The organism is Acinetobacter sp. WA-87 (genome assembly GCF_039938935.1).
Lineage (GTDB): Bacteria > Pseudomonadota > Gammaproteobacteria > Pseudomonadales > Moraxellaceae > Acinetobacter > Acinetobacter seifertii.
Genome location: NZ_JBDUVF010000001.1, coordinates 982,331 through 998,035, shown reverse-complemented (window position 1 = coordinate 998,035; position 15,705 = coordinate 982,331). Strand labels below are relative to the sequence as shown.

Below are 15,705 nucleotides of genomic sequence, written 5' to 3'. Positions count from 1 at the left end.
TACTTAACTTATCTAAATGAAAAAAGGTTAATGAAGTGACAATTGATAAAACAGAATTATATTGGTCTTCGCTATGCAGACTAAGAGCAGAATTGGATTGTTGGGTCCATATAGTTCGGAAGCAAGATTCTTCGGTTGAGAAAGGTAGATGGGGGCAAATGTTAACAATCTCTATCGAAAATTATTTAGAAGGGCCTGATGGTTTTGTTTCTTTTAAAGATATAGAGGCAGTAGAGATTTCAATTTATTGTCTTATGGGAGGGATGGCAAATCGACCATTACACATGATTAATATAAAGAATGAAATCTTAGAAGCTTTACAAAAGACTCAGCTGCGTTGGGAAATACGTGAGAGTGCTTGGTCTGTTGGTAGAATTTTCGAAGAGGAGCCTGTAACAGTGATCGCTATCCTAAATCCTTTAAATTATGGTTGAGTTATTGTCTAATTTAATATGTAGTTTTCTTCTGTAAAATTTCATTTGAAAGGTATTACTGAGTTAAAGTAATTATTTTAAAGATAAGGTCTTTAATTTTATAATCTGATTTAAATCACGATGTTTAAACTCATTTATTGGAGCACAAGGCTAGAATTTTTAAAATATTAAATATTTATTTACTGGCTAAGTCAGATATAAATCATGATTCTAGCTGGAATTTAATTGATGCTCTTTTCTAGAGTAAAATATACTTGAAAAGTGGTATTATTAATATTCTTTATAACAATCGAATTCTAACTTTTATATATTGGAGAATATATTGGATAAAAAATTTGTTATAGAAAAAATTAAAGAAGCAGCAATAGAGGCTTTTAACTCTGTAAGACAAGAGCAGCCTGATATAAATTTTTGTGCTTATGGCTTATATTCTGATACAGATGCAATCACAATCTGTCCAGCACAAAATAGCTGTATTCATTTAAATAAAATGATAGAAAATGATCCTGATGATAAAGAATACTATAGATGGAGTCCAAGTGAGTGGAGCCATGAATCTAAGGGGGGTGAGAGTTTTAACGAGATTTCTACATATTTAAGAGCTAAATCTAAATTAATTAAGTCTTCAGATGAATATGATCAGTTTAAGTTCGATGTATATCAATCCTGCATATTGGCACTTAAGAGTTTGAAAGACGAGGGATTTTTTTGTGATATGGATAGGAATGGTGTCATAGTCTTTACTATTTCTGATGCGATAAATAGTAACGAGCATGAATGGATAGAATTGTTAAATAGTAATGATGCTTCACAGCAATTTAATGAGTGGATAAAGACGTTACAATAACAACATCTATTTCGTCGATTCTACTGTCCAATAATATAGTGTTTTTTATCAGAACAATAGGTTAGTTTTACAATTGCTGAGAAGAACACTCTGTACAGCTTAGTGTAGTGGCTGTATCCCAATTCACTAAAACCATTACATGCTAAATTGAAAAGCGAATTAGGAATTCAACGGCAGGGTCTATCATTCCTGTTTTAGAATTAACTGAGTTACTTTGATGAGGCACCTCTGAATTTTTTAGACTTTATATTGTCAAGTTTCAAATGATAACAGATTTGATTGTAGGAAATTTTATTATAATTAAATACAATTATGATAGATATTCATCTGCTTTTTGAGTCTTTCTTTCATTATTATTTAGGGGATATTTTAGTGAGTATAAATGATTATTCTGATGAAAATGATTACTACAGTCAAGAATTTGAAAAAGAGGGAACTGTATCAATTTGGGCAGGAATATTTGGTGAAGGTGTAGATACAGATTTAGATATCTTGCAAGATTTATGCGGGGTCGGGTATTATCGTCTTGACGATCAGGAAACTAATAATTTTAATTTTGAGATGGTGAGTTTAAATAAATTACTTGAAGATTTATCTTATTCAAAATCTTTTATTAATGAGGTAGTCAGTGCTGCTTTTGAAAAAGGGATAGTAGATTGTAGGTGGGTTATTGCACAATATGATTTTTCTTATAAACCTTCTAAAGTTAGGAGAAGTATTGCAAAAGATCCTATTTTTATAGGTAGCTTTAAATATTCAGTAGAGAGTTGATTGGTTAATTTTACTATCAGATATACACAAGGTGTGGTGATTCATTTAGCCGGCTCTTTAATAATGCTCCTCAGCAAATTTATATTAGAAGAATGAAATGATGATGAATAATGTTGCAAGTTCACTAGTTGTTGAGATTGCAAAAAAATTTATAACGCTCATGATGGGTGTTGAACCACAGTGGGAAAAAGCATACTTAAGATTTTCCTGTAATAATTCAGTCGCAGAACTTAAAGCATCATTCGTGTCTGAAACTGGCGTAGAAATAATAGATGTCTTGAAGTATAAAGATTTCTTTCATCCTATGAATATGCAAGGTCAAGAATTACTAGCAGCCTTAGGTAAAATTAAAGGAGTATTTCTACTGGTGATAGATGCAAAATTTGACTATGAAATTAATTTTGAATACCAAGATATGAATCGTTGGAAAATTAGTAAATTAGCAGGTGGGACTGGAGTACCTGAAGGCATTATATAGTTGTGCAAAAATATTACCTTTAGCATCAACTAGAAGAAATTGGTTAGGGTGGTGCTTCGGACGATGTTGGTTTCCATTTTATTGTGTGAAGTTTGAGAAAAACTCATCAGCAAGCTCTTTAATAAATTGATTTAGCACATTGGCTAATATTAATTTTTCCGAAAGGTGAATAATTGTTTATATTTTTAAAATCCCTTTTACATGGCACTAGGCTCATACTTAACGTGCAATGAGTCTGATAGAAGTGAATGGAAGTTTTAGAGCTGGTATCACATCTATGGAGGCGAGACTAGTAAACTATCAGACAAATTTTTAAACTAAATCATGAAGCTATGACTTTGTATCAAGTTTATTCAGAGTATAACAGTGAAGAAAATAGTAGCAGAATTAATTTTATTAAGTAATAAATCTATATATCCAAGAGTCTATTGTATTGATGAAACGGGACGTGAAAATGAGGCCATAACCGTGACACTTTGTGATGCTATATGGGAATTGCGTGGTAGACCTCTTTTGGAGTTAAAAGAGCTAATAAGTAGTTTTATTTTGGGGAAATATCAGCCGGTTGATCAAGAGTTACCGGATATGTCAATTAATGATAAATTTATTTGGGTGAGACCACCATTGGCAAATAAAAGTGAGATTTGTATATCAAATGAGAATATTCAAGAGTATTCCATTGATGATGGATTACCCCAATATTTTAATTTCGAGCAGTTTAATACAGTATGTAATGTTGTAGAAGAGTTTGAAAATATAATAATTAAACATGGAAAAGAAAATTTACTTGGTATTAAAATTGAGATTGATTTTCCTTAATTTTGAATCAGGTCTAGTTACTAAAATTATTTGCCGATATTATGGTTTAAGTATGATTAAAAAACTGAAATAATTGCGGGTGTAGAAAATGGGTTTACAAAGTATAGAGCCATTTGGTTTTATGGATTCTAATCTGAATTTAATCGAGCATAAAAAATATATAATTTTTAGAGAGTCAAAAGAAATTACTTTTACTCTTGCTGGTTACGAAGCTAATGATATTACAAATGCTCAAGAGCGAGCTTACAATGAATTTATTGATAATTCTTTAGTCTATATGACGTTAATAGAGGAAGCTCTATTTAATTATTATAAATTAAATAGAGCTAAAATATATCAAGATTTACCTGATGATGGAATGGTGCCTTACATCCAAATGGTTTCTGATTTGAGGAAAGTCTTTGATTGGGATCAATTATACTTTTTACCTAATGGTGAAATAGTTTTTATGTTTGAAGCAACTTTCGAACCAGAGCTGGGGATAGGCGTCTTGATAGTTGATAAATGTGTTAAAACTATTAATGTACAAGAATATTTTATTTGAATGATGAGGTTCTGGCGTCTTATCTGTAATGCAAAAGCACCGGCTGAGATGAGTCAGTTTTTCTCAATTACATAACACTTTTTCAATGATTCGTAAGTGAAGTTATATGCATAAGTCCAATATCATTCGACAAAATCAAGAAAATAATATTTTAATTAGAAATGCTATTAAAAATCATAATTTAATTAATTTAAAAAAGATATTTAACGAATTTCCTAGTTTAATATTTATAGATACACCATTTGGTAGCTGGCTTCATGTAGCTGTTAGTAGTGGAGCATTAGAAATAGTTCAATATCTAATTTCTGAAGGGCTGGATCCTAATAAAAAAGGGGGAACTTTTGGGGGAAATAGTTTAAATACAGCAGCATCAAGTGGACATATTGATATAGTAGAATACTTATTGTCATTAAATGTTGAAATGGATACTACAGAACCAGAAAAAATCCTTTATTTGGTGCCATAATGAAAGGAAGTTTACCGATCGCTGAAAAATTAATTTGTCACGGTATTGACTATAAAATGTCTTATACTGGCAATTATATGAATAATATGGATGCTGAAGCATTTTCTTTAGAGCGTGGAGAAATAGAAATAGCAAACTATTTAAATTCCTTGAAATGAAAGTCTGATAACTTTAATAAGTATGGTATTCGATAGCTTATGTGTAACTTTGGGAGTTAAATAACTTATATGAATTTGAAGCATCTTGATACTGATATAGATTTCGTAGTAACACCTGCAGCATTTTTAGGTGTCTTTGATATATATGATCGTGAAGAAACATGGGGGGCCTATTTAGACCAATTTGATCCGAATAATCCAAAAGAACTTGATGATTTGCTAGAGAAATACTTTTTTAATGACGGTAGAGTTTTGAGGTTTACAGTTGATCATAAAATTGAAATGATAAAAGTTCTTGTTAATGCTTTAAATGATAAAAACTTTAACTTTGGTGCATTATTAGTAAATGATGAAGATCCTTATGATACATTTTCTCTTCCATATACTTGGGAATTCAAGCGACCTAGATTCTATTTTGAAGAAGTTTATCAGTTGGCGTATAAATATTGGGGAAATGACCTTAAAGAAGCTGGTTTTGATATGCCTTGTTTAAATGATTTTTAACTTTTTCTATATGCTATTTAAATTAGACAGGATTTGTTAAATGCAGCAAGATAATTATATATCTATTTGGGTGGGGAATTTAGATTCTTCTTGTGACTTAGATAACTATGTCTTAAATCGATATTCATTAGATGGTGATTTTGTAGGATCTTTATTTACAGATGAATTCCAGATTGATTTTATTGATGAGGATTTTGTTGAGAAAAGTTTCTTTGATTTTACTAATAATTTAGAATTAGCTTTCAATGGGTTTTCCTACGATGAACAAATTTTGGAAGAACTAAAATTAAAAGATATAAAATTATTGTTTCCCATTAATTGTATAATTCTAATTTATAATTTTGCATATAAATTAAATCAAAAAAGTGTAGGGAAGGTTCAATTTTTAGGTACATTGCCTTATAAAAAACCGTAATTTTTTATTTAATATAGATGCTATATTTTGAAGTTTTATTAATTCAAAATAAAAATAGATATAGCGTGGTAATTAAAAGTTACTTTTGTATTTGCGCTGAGATATTAGTTAATGGATATAAATGGAGTTTTAAAGTGGGAACTTTAAATGATAAAGTTTTTGGAGAGTTGTATAATAAGGAGCTACTTTGGTTGCGTCCATATGAAATAGAAATATTTCATACATTATATCCAATTGAATTAAATGTTTATACATATGAAGATGATGGTAGTGATATCACTCAAAATCAAAGAGATACTTTTATTCATTTTGAGTTAAACAAAAAAAATATTTTGGATAATGTTGAAAAAGAGATCAAAAAGTATTGTTATGAAAACTTTCAGATTGCTGAATTGGAAAGTATTAAAAAAATAGTTATTTTAAAAGGTTTGAAAATTATACATACTGAAATAGGGGAGGATAGAAAATTAGGATTTATTTTTGATTCTATATTTGATCCAGAGCTTGGTATAGGTGTCTTAGTTATAAATGAGAAAATTGTTGAGGTAGGAGTGCAAGATATAGTGCTTTAATATAATTTGGGAAGCAATAGAGTTAAAATGTAAAATAGTAGATGTGACAGCTAATAAAAGAGTTAAGAAATGGATGAATTAAAGATAATTGCTAAGAATATCCATAGTGCAATTAGAGATGGTAATAATGAGTTAGCTATAAAGTTATTAAAAGATCATAGGCATTTAGGAATTTTAAATTTTAAAACTCCTTTCGGTACTTGGCTGCATGACGCTGCTTTACATAATCGTAAAGATATTATTGTATACTTGGTGTCAGCAGGAGTTGATATTAATGAACAAGGTGGACCCCTCCGTGGTAATGCTCTAAGTCAAGCAGTTAATAAGGAAAATATTGAAATTATTCAATATTTTTTGAATTTAAATATGGAGATAATAACATCAGATTCTAGAAAAAATCCTTTGTTTACTGCAATTTATCGTGGAAATCTTGATATTGTTAAAATTTTGATTAAGCATGGTGTAAATTATAGAGTGGCATATACTGGAGATTATGCAGAGAACCTTGATGCTGAAGCATTTGCTTTAGAGCTAGCTGAAAGAGAAATAGCTAACTATTTGCACTCTTTGAAGAAACAAGATCATCTATTATAATGTAGTGTAAATTTTCTATATTTTTTTAAATTTACTTGTTTTGAATAAAAATAAAATATCTAATTGTATCTTACTTTATAATAATATTTAATATATATGGTTTTTATATTTTTAGATAAAATTTTATTATGAAAAAATTTGATTACTATGGTGTGAGTTATGATAATGAAAACGATATGGTTTCAAAATTAAGTAAAATTTTGGGAATTGTATTTATACCTCATGATAGTTCCTTTTGGGGAGATTATTTTTTAGCAAAAATTGGTGGTAATGGTAAGTGTAGGCTTTTTCAAAATTTTAATCCATGTGAAGATGATTGGAACTACCCGGATCATAAGCATGTTGAGTGGATTATGGAAATAAATGGAATACCTGAAATGGATAATATATTTAATAAATTGTTAAATGAAGCTGAATCTAATATTTTTTTATTATATCGATCAGAGGTAGAAGCTTTAAGTTATATAAAAGAGTATGAATTTAAAGATGGTGATTTTAAGTTGGTCAATGAGGTTTTTTATAAGAAAAAATAATTTTATTATTTTGATTTGAAAAAAACATCAGCTCTAAATAATTTTTATGATTTTTTCTATTATTCATATTTTATTGCTAGCTTAACTTTAATATTCTAAATGAAATAATTTTATATTTTAATTGGTTGAGAAATGTAATGGATTGGACTCAGAAAATAGCAAGATTGGCTCTTGTGAAAAATTCTTTGTATGAGGCAGATACTAGTAAAATTTGGCCTTATTATTTACCTGAATTAGCTGCAACAATAGATGATATTATAAAAACTGAAATTATATTGGGTGAGGAAATTGATAAATTTTATAAGAGCTTTCTTTTATATGCAAATGGATGGAAAGGCTTTTATCAATATGTGGATTTATTTGGTCTGACAGATTTAATGGAAGGAGAAAAAAAGCAATATGCATTGGATTTATTAAATATAATCGATATTACATATCTTTCTAAAAAAGGTATTCGTAGAACTGATTTGATGCCAATAGCAGCTACTTTAATTGATAAAGATATTTTTTTAATAGGTAAACCTAATTCATCAATAGCTGGGGAAGTAATTTGGTATGCTGGAGAGGAAATTGAAATTTTTAAAAATTTTAATGAATTTTTTTTAGCAATGATTGATTATAATGTTGAAGAGGTTAATGATCTTAAAAGTAGATTGGTTGATATTTAACCTAAATAATAAGTCGATATATTGATGGAGAATAAACTATGACTTTATCTAAAAGTTGGTCTGATTTTGGTTTAAGAGGACCTAAAAATTTAAATTTAGATGAAATTTTAAAGATTGAATCTATTTTGAATATTGAATTTCCCTTCTTGTATAAAAGTTTAGTTGAATATGCAAACCCTGCATATATAGAGGTTGGTTCTTTTTATTACGGTGATGATGAAACATGTATAAGTGATTTTTTTCCTCTAACTCAATCACATGAGTATGGTTCATTCTTATGGTATGCAATTGATAATTCTATAATTCCTAAAGGTATTTTACCATTTGCAAGAGATGCTGGAGATTTCTTGATTTGTTTTGATTATCGAGAAACAAAAACATCGCCTAAAATAATTTTACTTGATAGCTTCTTGTCGGAAATATATCCAATTTCAAATAATTTTAAAGATTTTTTGGAGCTTTTACATGAGTGATTGATATATTCATAAATGTTTTAATTACCTTTGTGATTGATATTAAGATAAATATAAAATTTGAAATTGTTGTAGATGTAATTAAAACTTTAATTTCGAGAAAATAGAGAAATATTTAGTATGTCATTAAAGTATCCGAATAGCACTGTTAATTTTTCAGCAAGTCCAGCACATGCTTTGACTCCCTTTCAGGTGTATGATCGGGATGAATGGGAAAATTACTTATCCGAATATGATCCAAATGACTTTACTCAAATGAAACCCTTATTTAATGAGTATTTTTTTAAAGTAAAAAATAAAAAGTATAATGTTCATCATAAAGCAGTAGTTATGCTCTCATTAGAGAAAGCTTTACTGACTGAGAATTATAACTTCGCTGAATTATTAGATTCTGATGATGAAACATGCTTTTATTTTCCTTATAATTGGAAAATTGAAAAACCTAGAGATTTTTTTAAGAGTATTTATGGTTTGATGTTTGAGATCTGGGGTAGTGAAGTAATTAATTCGGGATATAAAATTTTACCACCAAACGAAATATTATAAGCTTGGGATAATTATAATATATTTCATTTGTACTGGGCTCTTTTGATTTTTTAGCTATTTTTTAACGTATTGTTAGGTGTGGGAAAGTATTACCATGAATGAATATTTTAAGACGTACACAGAATCGCATGATGGAATAGAAGGAACGTTCTATTGTGAAGTGGAAAAAGGATTGATAATCCGTCATGTTAGTGTTTTTGAAGGAATTTTTTATTGGGCAACTCCTAAAGAATATTTTCATGAACAATATGATTTTACAGATCAGCCAGAGTTTGGAGAGGCTGATGAGAGTGCAATTTCTATATCAAAAGCTGAGTTTGATGAGATATGGAATCATGCAGTAAGGCAGAATTTAAGTTAAATATCATCAATGGTGATCTTATTGATTTAGAAAAAATAGAAATTTTGATGTAATTATTCATGGATGTAATTGCTTTTGTACAATGGGTCCAGAACATGTAGTAGGTAATTTTTTGAATTATAACGCGCATTTATAAAATAATATGATTATTACTCATATCGAATAATAATAACTTAAATTGATAATATTACTAGGAGTGAATTATAGTAATTCGCACTTCATTCTTGATGATACTAACTCGTCCTCTTTAACAAAGAGGTGTATTATTTTCATCGGTAGGATTTAAATAATCTTCTAGCATACCTACTAATATTTTAGACTATACTAATCTCATGATTGTAAATTCAATTTATAAATTAAGTAAAGATTCTTAGGGGATTACAAAAATGACGTTAAAAGAAAAATTAGGTGAATTAGAAGATTCCCTTATGACACTAGCGCATTGTGCTCCAGATGACTATAACGAATGGCGACTTGAGTACTTTCCTACCCAAGAATCCATTCATGAAGAAGAAATAAAGGACTTAAGAGAATTGTGGTCTGAAATTAGATCAAAAATTAAAAAAGACCCAGTGAAAGCCAATTATGTTGAAATTAAACTTCAAGAAATGATTGATGCTTTTGATAAGGGTGAGAAGATTGAAGGGAGAAAAATTGCTAGAGAGCTGGCTGATTTGTACGATCTCACTAAATTGAAATAATATTTTAAGATGCTCTATGCATTTTATTAAGATGATATTTTACAATCGAAAGTAGCTTGGGAAATAGATTATATATACCATTATTTAATTAAGGTAATTAATAAGATGTCTTTAAAAGAAAAATTAAGTGAATTTGATGACGCGATAGTAGCAGTCGCACTACATGCTCCAGATGACTATGCTGAGTGGCAGCTTGAATACTTTCCTACTCAAGCTGCAATTCATGAAGATACTATGAGTGATTTAAAAGAGCTATGGAATGAGATTAGATCACAAATTAAAAGAGATTTAGCTAAAGCCGAATATGTTGGAGTTAAACTTCAAGAAATGTTTGATGCTTATGATAAAGGAGATAAGGTGGAAGGAAAAAAAATAGCTTGGGAGCTTGCAGATTTATATGATATTAATAAATTGAGATAATATTATAGATGCTCGATGTATTTAATAAAGATAACATTTTAAAAGCACAAAAATAGCTTGGGAAATAGCTCATATGTATAGTATTACTGAATTAAGGTAATTAATAAGATGTCTTTAAGAGAAAAATTAGGTGAATTAACAGATTCTCTTGTTACTGTAGCACATTGTGCTCCAGATGATTATGATGAGTGGTATCTCGAATTCTTTCCTACTCAAGAAGCCATTCATGAAGAACGAATTAAAGATTTAAGAGAGCTATGGTCGGAAATTAGACCAAAAATTAAAAAAGACCTAGTGAAAGCTGACTATGTTGGAGTCAAACTTCAAGAAATGATGGACGCTTTTGATAATGGCGATAAGAGCGAAGGGCAAAAAATTGCTAGAGAGTTGGCCGATTTATACGATATTACTAAATTGAAATAATATTTTAAGATGCTCGATGTATTTAATGAAGATAATATTTTAAAAGCACAAAGAAGATGATATGTACAATATTTATGAATCTAGGTAGTTAGTAAAATGTCTTTAAAAGAAAAATTAGGTGAATTAGAAGACTCATTAGTCACAGTAGAGTACTGTGCTCCAGATAACTATAATGAATGGCTTCTTGAGTACTTTCCAACCCAAGAAGCCATTCATGAAGAACAAATGAAAGATTTAAGAGCGTTATGGACTGAAATAAGACCAAAAATTAAAAAAGACCTAGTGAAAGCCGATTATGTTGGAGTTAAACTTCAAGAAATGTTTGATGCTTTTGATAAGGGAGATAAGGTTGAAGGAAAAAAAATTGCTGGAGAGCTTGCTGATTTATATGATATTACCAAGTTAAAATAATTTTTTTAGATATTTGATGTATTCCACCGTGATGATATTTTAAAAAGAAAAAACTCATATGTATAGTATTACTGAATTAAGGTAATTAATAAGATGTCTTTAAAAGAAAAATTAGGTGAATTAGAAGATTCATTAGTCACAGTAGAGTACTGTGCTCCAGATGACTATGATGAATGGCTTCTTAAATACTTTCCTACTCAAGAAGCCATTCATGAAGAACGGATGAAAGATTTAAGACAGTTATGGTCTGAAATTAGACCGAAAATAAAAAAAGATCTTGTGAAAGCCGATTATGTTGGAGTTAAACTTCAAGAAATGATGGACGCTTTTAATAGGGGGGATAAGGACGATGGAAAAAAAATTGCTGGAGAGCTTGCCGATTTATACGATATTACTAAATTGAAATAATATTTTAAGATGCTCGATGTATTTAATGAAGATAATATTTTAAAAGCACTAAAAAGATGATATGTACAATATTTATGAATCTAGATAGTTAGTAAAATGTCTTTAAGAGAAAAATTAGGTGAATTAACAGATTCTCTTGTTACTGTAGCACATTGTGCTCCAGATGATTATGATGATTGGCTTCTTAAATACTTTCCTACTCAAGAAGCTATTCACGAAGAACGAATTAAAGATGTAAGAGAGCTATGGTCTGAAATTAGACTAAAAATTAAAAAAGACCTAGTGAAAGCTGACTATGTTGGAGTTAAACTTCAAGAAATGATGGATGCCTTTGATAAGGGCGATAAGAGCGAAGGGCAAAAAATTGCTAGAGAGTTGGCCGATTTATATGATATTACTAAATTGAAATAAGTTTTAGAGTTACTAAGTAAATTCACTTAATGAGAGATATATGTAAATGTTATTACAAGATAAATTAAAATGGATAGAAAATAAATTATCCTTAATCTCAAACAATACCCAAGATAATCAGTTATCTGAAAGTGAAAAGAATGAGTGGGAAGGTATTTTTGTTGAAATAAAAAGATTGTGGGAAGAAATAGTTTTTGAAGTTCAAAAAGACACTGTAAAGGCATTACAAATTGAAAGAAAAACTATTGAAATGATTGATGTATTTCATCAAGATGACATCTTAAAAGCAAAAAAAATAGCTTGGGAAATAGCTCATATGTATAGCATTACTGAATTGAAATGATTAATTCTTATAAGAGGGTATTTAATATTCATGGTTGTACAGAAAATTTATATTTTGGGATAAGATTTCATTATGGAAAAATATGATTATTATGGCGTGAGTTATGATAACGAAGAAAATATGATTTTAAAGTTGAGTGAAATTTTGGGAGTTGTATTTATACCTCATGATAGTTCTTTCTGGGGGGATTATTTTTTAGCAAAAATTGATGGTAAGGCAGAATGTAGGCTTTTTCAAAATTTTAATCCGTGTGAAGATGAGTGGAACTATCCAGATCATAAGCATGTTGAATGGATTTTGGAGGTAGATGGAATATGTGAAATAGATAATATATTTAATAAATTGTTAAATGAAGCTAAATCTAATGTTTTTTTATTATATCGATCAGAGGTTGAAGCTTTAAACTATTCAAGAAGGTATGAATTTAAAGATGGTAATTTTAAGTTGATTAGTGAATTCTTTTTTAAGAAAAATTAATTTTTTGTCTAATTTATTTTAAGTTATATATTTATTTAAGTAATAATTTTTACATTTAATTTAATGAGGATATCGTTGAGATATATCTATGTTTAGGAAGGTGTATTGATAAATCTTCAACTTTAAATGAAATTAATATATAGCTTTGATGGTAGGTTGATAGTGTTTTGAAGTCGAATACCAAAAAGATGTCTATTAGTTAACAACTTTATATGAAAATAAAGCTGGGGGATAGAATGAATTTTATTGAAAAATCTCAACTTATTAATGTAATAGTTAAAGAAGTAGTTGAGACTATAATTCCTGCCAATTGGAATTATATTTATTTTTATACTGAAAGTTTAAGAGATAAAGAAATTGGTCTAAGAAAAAAACAACTGTTGAATGTTGGATCGGAGAAAAACCAGTTTTATATACTAAGGATTATGCATTAGATACAAGTGGTGAGTTATTAATGGAAATTAATAAACTTTATTTGGTGTGCGAAAAAGATAATGATATTTGGACCGGATTTTTACTAAAAATAAATAATACAGGAAAATATTCCTCTAAGTTTTATTATGAAGGTACACCTCTTCTTGATGGTAATGAAAAGGAATTAGATAAAAGAATTAATGATTTAAAATCTTAATTAATTAAATTTAGCCTAAATATCTTTTTAAAATTTTTAGATATTTAGGCTGCTTTATATTCCATAATTTAATTATTTTATGAAAATAAATAGTATTTTGCTACTCAAACCTACGGGAAGTCATATTCTGTACTGGTTTAGTTCTAGAATGGCCAAATAAACATGGCTTTTCCTATTTGGGGTGAATAATGAAAGCAAAACAGGAAATATTCGATTTACTTAGTGTGCTTAAAGTGTTTGATGTCAATTATGTAAGCCATGAGGATTGTTTGAAACTGCATGGTTTGAATGTGAATCAGCCTGAAGATGTAGTTAAAGCTGTTAGAACTTTGCTTTTGCCAGAGTTTAATACATATCCTCAGGGCTCACGACAACGACTAATAGCTTTACTCAGTGTGACAATTTTGGATTCCAGTGAGGATTTTAGTATGCTTTTTGATCGAATTGAACTGGCATTTGATAATGAGGTGATTGATAAGCGTGCTTTTATGTCTGCTTTGTTGGTTGGGATTGAATCAGCCTCTTAACCTGCCATTCGGAATATCATTTCTACCGAGGTAGTGGATTTGATCTCAAAAATATCAAAATATTGAGATTAATCGAGTGGTCGATGTAATTCTAAATTAAAGAAAGAAGTAAAATGACTTCTTTCTTTAATGATTCGTCATAATTAATGAAGTTCATTATCTTCATCAATAGTATCTAAGTAAGCGCCCAAAAATCCTGTTAAGATTGAAGTAATTTATGATAATAATCCAATTCGTCCAGAAGGTTTTGTAACTAAATATCAGAAAGCAGATGATAGGTGGATTAGAGTTCAATTTGAAAATAGAGCAGGGGGATAAAATGGATTTTTTTAAAAAAAGGTGAGTTGGTTAATATCATTGTGAATGAAATTATTTATGTAGCTCCAGCCAATTGGTCAAAGATTGTATATTATACAGAGCGATTACGTGATATAGAAATTGGCTTGCGTGATGCTTCAATTAGTAAATGTTGGGTAGGACAGGATGAAAAACTTTATGATGCTTCTAATGGTCCAGCTTTAAGTATATCTGTTGAGTTAGATGATGCGATAGATGAATTATTTATTGACTCCGAAAAAAATAAAGAAATATGGAGTGGTTTTGGCGTAGTTATTAATCAAAATGGTAAATATATAACTCATTTTTATTATGAAGATACACCACTTTTAGATAATAAAGATGAGGAATATAGAGCAAGATTGGATACTTTAGCTGAAATGATTTAATTTTCTATTTTACTGTAAAAGTATACCTCTTTTTATTAATGATTGTGCAGAGGTGCTAGATAAAAGAAAGAGCGATTTAAATCTTAGTTAATTAAATTTAGTTTAAATATCTTTTTTAAAGATTTTAGGCTTTTTTATATGCAAAAAATAAGTATTTTTAAATAAATAATATTTTAATGTTCTATAAAATTTTACTTCTCATTAACTCAATTCATTAACTATTTCTATTTAAAAAAACATGGCACTAAGTCATTAAAACTTAATGCCATATTTTTAAATAAAAACAATAAAAGTTTTACTTAATCTTTTTAAAGATAAAGTCATTAATCTTATGACCTGACTCAATACCACGGCGTTCAAACTTAGTCACTGGGCGCCATTCTGGTCGAGGGTAACTGTTGCCTTTACCAGCCAAATTTTCAAGATCTGGACGATTGTCTAGTACATCAAGCATCCATTCTGCATACGGTTCCCAATCTGTTGCTGCGTGGAAAGTACCACCAAGCTCAAGTTTCTGTTCAACCAGTTGCATACGCTCATGAATAACAAAACGGCGTTTGAAATGACGTTTCTTTTGCCAAGGGTCTGGGAAGTAAAGTTGTACACAGTTAATACTGTTGTCTGGCATTTCACGTAAAACTTGAATCGCGTCTGCATCGAGTACACGTAAGTTTTTAAGTTCCGCTATACCTGCTTCATATAGACATTGAGCAATACCAGGTACGTGTACTTCAATACCCACATAATTACGTTCAGGGTTTGCTTTAGCCATAAGCACTAACGAACGGCCCATACCAAAACCAATTTCAACAGTTAAAGGACGTTCTGGATGTTCGAAGTGTTGACGTAAGTCACCAACAGGATATTCCAAAATTAAATCGCGATGTTGTTCTAATGCCGTACGTTGAGACGTATTAAGTGGTGCTGAACGACGCATAAACGTCACAATTTCACGGTGTTCAGGCAAATTGTCTAATTCTGCAATTTGCGTTTCTAACTGATCGATCGACATAACCTTGGCAATATTGAAATTCAAATGCGGTAT

At 29.5% G+C, this 15,705-nt stretch carries 29 protein-coding genes; 28 read left to right on the top strand and 1 reads right to left on the bottom strand.

The window, feature by feature from the left end; translation table 11 throughout:
* The first annotated feature begins 35 nt into the window (after positions 1–35).
* The 28 genes from ABFY81_RS04695 to ABFY81_RS04560 all read left to right on the top strand — a co-directional run bounded on the left by ABFY81_RS04695 (position 36) and on the right by ABFY81_RS04560 (position 14,660).
* A complete protein-coding gene (locus ABFY81_RS04695; RefSeq protein WP_068611486.1) occupies positions 36–434 on the top strand; it encodes a hypothetical protein in 399 nt (132 codons plus the stop codon).
* A 322-nt stretch (positions 435–756) separates the two neighbouring features.
* Positions 757–1,281, top strand: coding sequence for a DUF4303 domain-containing protein (locus ABFY81_RS04690; protein WP_317809952.1), 525 nt, complete (start codon positions 757–759; stop codon positions 1,279–1,281).
* 312 nt (positions 1,282–1,593) lie between these two features.
* Positions 1,594–2,052, top strand: coding sequence for an immunity 22 family protein (locus ABFY81_RS04685; RefSeq protein WP_228142568.1), 459 nt, complete (start codon positions 1,594–1,596; stop codon positions 2,050–2,052).
* Positions 2,053–2,155: 103 nt separating this feature from the next.
* Positions 2,156–2,530, top strand: coding sequence for a hypothetical protein (locus ABFY81_RS04680; protein ID WP_347913167.1), 375 nt, complete (start codon positions 2,156–2,158; stop codon positions 2,528–2,530).
* A 366-nt stretch (positions 2,531–2,896) separates the two neighbouring features.
* Positions 2,897–3,349, top strand: a complete 453-nt coding sequence (locus ABFY81_RS04675; RefSeq protein WP_347913166.1) for a hypothetical protein — start codon at positions 2,897–2,899, stop codon at positions 3,347–3,349.
* An 88-nt stretch (positions 3,350–3,437) separates the two neighbouring features.
* Positions 3,438–3,893: a hypothetical protein gene (locus tag ABFY81_RS04670; protein WP_347913165.1), complete on the top strand. Its 456-nt coding sequence runs from the start codon at positions 3,438–3,440 to the stop codon at positions 3,891–3,893.
* Positions 3,894–3,999: 106 nt separating this feature from the next.
* Positions 4,000–4,359 carry an ankyrin repeat domain-containing protein gene (locus tag ABFY81_RS04665; protein WP_212749429.1) on the top strand — a complete coding sequence of 120 codons (360 nt, stop codon included), beginning with the start codon at positions 4,000–4,002 and terminating at the stop codon, positions 4,357–4,359.
* Entirely contained in the window at positions 4,359–4,517 is a 159-nt protein-coding gene (locus ABFY81_RS04660; RefSeq protein ID WP_347913164.1) for a hypothetical protein, read from the top strand. The genes ABFY81_RS04665 and ABFY81_RS04660 overlap by 1 nt, the downstream gene beginning before the upstream one ends.
* A 69-nt stretch (positions 4,518–4,586) precedes the next feature.
* On the top strand, positions 4,587–5,021 hold the full coding sequence (locus tag ABFY81_RS04655; RefSeq protein WP_347913163.1) for a hypothetical protein: 435 nt from the start codon (positions 4,587–4,589) through the stop codon (positions 5,019–5,021).
* 40 nt (positions 5,022–5,061) lie between these two features.
* A complete protein-coding gene (locus tag ABFY81_RS04650) occupies positions 5,062–5,436 on the top strand; it encodes an immunity 22 family protein (protein ID WP_347913162.1) in 375 nt (124 codons plus the stop codon).
* A gap of 134 nt (positions 5,437–5,570) precedes the next feature.
* Positions 5,571–6,008, top strand: a complete 438-nt coding sequence (locus tag ABFY81_RS04645; protein WP_347913161.1) for a hypothetical protein — start codon at positions 5,571–5,573, stop codon at positions 6,006–6,008.
* A 69-nt stretch (positions 6,009–6,077) separates the two neighbouring features.
* Positions 6,078–6,602, top strand: a complete 525-nt coding sequence (locus ABFY81_RS04640) for an ankyrin repeat domain-containing protein (RefSeq protein ID WP_347913160.1) — start codon at positions 6,078–6,080, stop codon at positions 6,600–6,602.
* A 128-nt stretch (positions 6,603–6,730) separates the two neighbouring features.
* Complete coding sequence (locus tag ABFY81_RS04635) at positions 6,731–7,135, top strand: hypothetical protein (RefSeq protein ID WP_347913159.1); 405 nt, start codon at positions 6,731–6,733, stop codon at positions 7,133–7,135.
* Positions 7,136–7,272: 137 nt separating this feature from the next.
* Entirely contained in the window at positions 7,273–7,803 is a 531-nt protein-coding gene (locus tag ABFY81_RS04630; RefSeq protein WP_347913158.1) for an SMI1/KNR4 family protein, read from the top strand.
* A gap of 38 nt (positions 7,804–7,841) precedes the next feature.
* Positions 7,842–8,276 (top strand): SMI1/KNR4 family protein, encoded by a 435-nt coding sequence (locus tag ABFY81_RS04625; RefSeq protein ID WP_347913157.1) that lies wholly within the window; start codon positions 7,842–7,844, stop codon positions 8,274–8,276.
* A 120-nt stretch (positions 8,277–8,396) separates the two neighbouring features.
* Positions 8,397–8,822 carry a hypothetical protein gene (locus ABFY81_RS04620; protein WP_347913156.1) on the top strand — a complete coding sequence of 142 codons (426 nt, stop codon included), beginning with the start codon at positions 8,397–8,399 and terminating at the stop codon, positions 8,820–8,822.
* A 94-nt stretch (positions 8,823–8,916) separates the two neighbouring features.
* Positions 8,917–9,183 (top strand): hypothetical protein, encoded by a 267-nt coding sequence (locus ABFY81_RS04615; RefSeq protein ID WP_347913155.1) that lies wholly within the window; start codon positions 8,917–8,919, stop codon positions 9,181–9,183.
* Between the two features lie 386 nt (positions 9,184–9,569).
* On the top strand, positions 9,570–9,884 hold the full coding sequence (locus ABFY81_RS04610; RefSeq protein WP_174742615.1) for a hypothetical protein: 315 nt from the start codon (positions 9,570–9,572) through the stop codon (positions 9,882–9,884).
* A 105-nt stretch (positions 9,885–9,989) separates the two neighbouring features.
* On the top strand, positions 9,990–10,304 hold the full coding sequence (locus tag ABFY81_RS04605; protein WP_347913154.1) for a hypothetical protein: 315 nt from the start codon (positions 9,990–9,992) through the stop codon (positions 10,302–10,304).
* Positions 10,305–10,412: 108 nt separating this feature from the next.
* Positions 10,413–10,727 (top strand): hypothetical protein, encoded by a 315-nt coding sequence (locus ABFY81_RS04600; protein ID WP_174742411.1) that lies wholly within the window; start codon positions 10,413–10,415, stop codon positions 10,725–10,727.
* Between the two features lie 96 nt (positions 10,728–10,823).
* On the top strand, positions 10,824–11,138 hold the full coding sequence (locus tag ABFY81_RS04595; protein WP_347913153.1) for a hypothetical protein: 315 nt from the start codon (positions 10,824–10,826) through the stop codon (positions 11,136–11,138).
* Between the two features lie 93 nt (positions 11,139–11,231).
* Positions 11,232–11,546: a hypothetical protein gene (locus tag ABFY81_RS04590; RefSeq protein ID WP_347913152.1), complete on the top strand. Its 315-nt coding sequence runs from the start codon at positions 11,232–11,234 to the stop codon at positions 11,544–11,546.
* 96 nt (positions 11,547–11,642) lie between these two features.
* Positions 11,643–11,957, top strand: a complete 315-nt coding sequence (locus tag ABFY81_RS04585; protein WP_347913151.1) for a hypothetical protein — start codon at positions 11,643–11,645, stop codon at positions 11,955–11,957.
* Positions 11,958–12,003: 46 nt separating this feature from the next.
* Complete coding sequence (locus ABFY81_RS04580; RefSeq protein WP_347913150.1) at positions 12,004–12,300, top strand: hypothetical protein; 297 nt, start codon at positions 12,004–12,006, stop codon at positions 12,298–12,300.
* Positions 12,301–12,372: 72 nt separating this feature from the next.
* On the top strand, positions 12,373–12,777 hold the full coding sequence (locus ABFY81_RS04575; protein WP_017389079.1) for a hypothetical protein: 405 nt from the start codon (positions 12,373–12,375) through the stop codon (positions 12,775–12,777).
* 454 nt (positions 12,778–13,231) lie between these two features.
* A complete protein-coding gene (locus ABFY81_RS04570) occupies positions 13,232–13,408 on the top strand; it encodes a hypothetical protein (protein ID WP_347913149.1) in 177 nt (58 codons plus the stop codon).
* Positions 13,409–13,596: 188 nt separating this feature from the next.
* Complete coding sequence (locus tag ABFY81_RS04565) at positions 13,597–13,935, top strand: hypothetical protein (RefSeq protein WP_347913148.1); 339 nt, start codon at positions 13,597–13,599, stop codon at positions 13,933–13,935.
* 359 nt (positions 13,936–14,294) lie between these two features.
* A complete protein-coding gene (locus ABFY81_RS04560) occupies positions 14,295–14,660 on the top strand; it encodes a hypothetical protein (RefSeq protein WP_347913147.1) in 366 nt (121 codons plus the stop codon).
* A gap of 295 nt (positions 14,661–14,955) precedes the next feature.
* Here the strand turns inward: ABFY81_RS04560 and trmB are convergent, their stop codons facing one another.
* Positions 14,956–15,672: a tRNA (guanosine(46)-N7)-methyltransferase TrmB gene (gene trmB / locus ABFY81_RS04555; protein ID WP_100191880.1), complete on the bottom strand. Its 717-nt coding sequence runs from the start codon at positions 15,670–15,672 to the stop codon at positions 14,956–14,958.
* Positions 15,673–15,705: the final 33 nt, after the last annotated feature.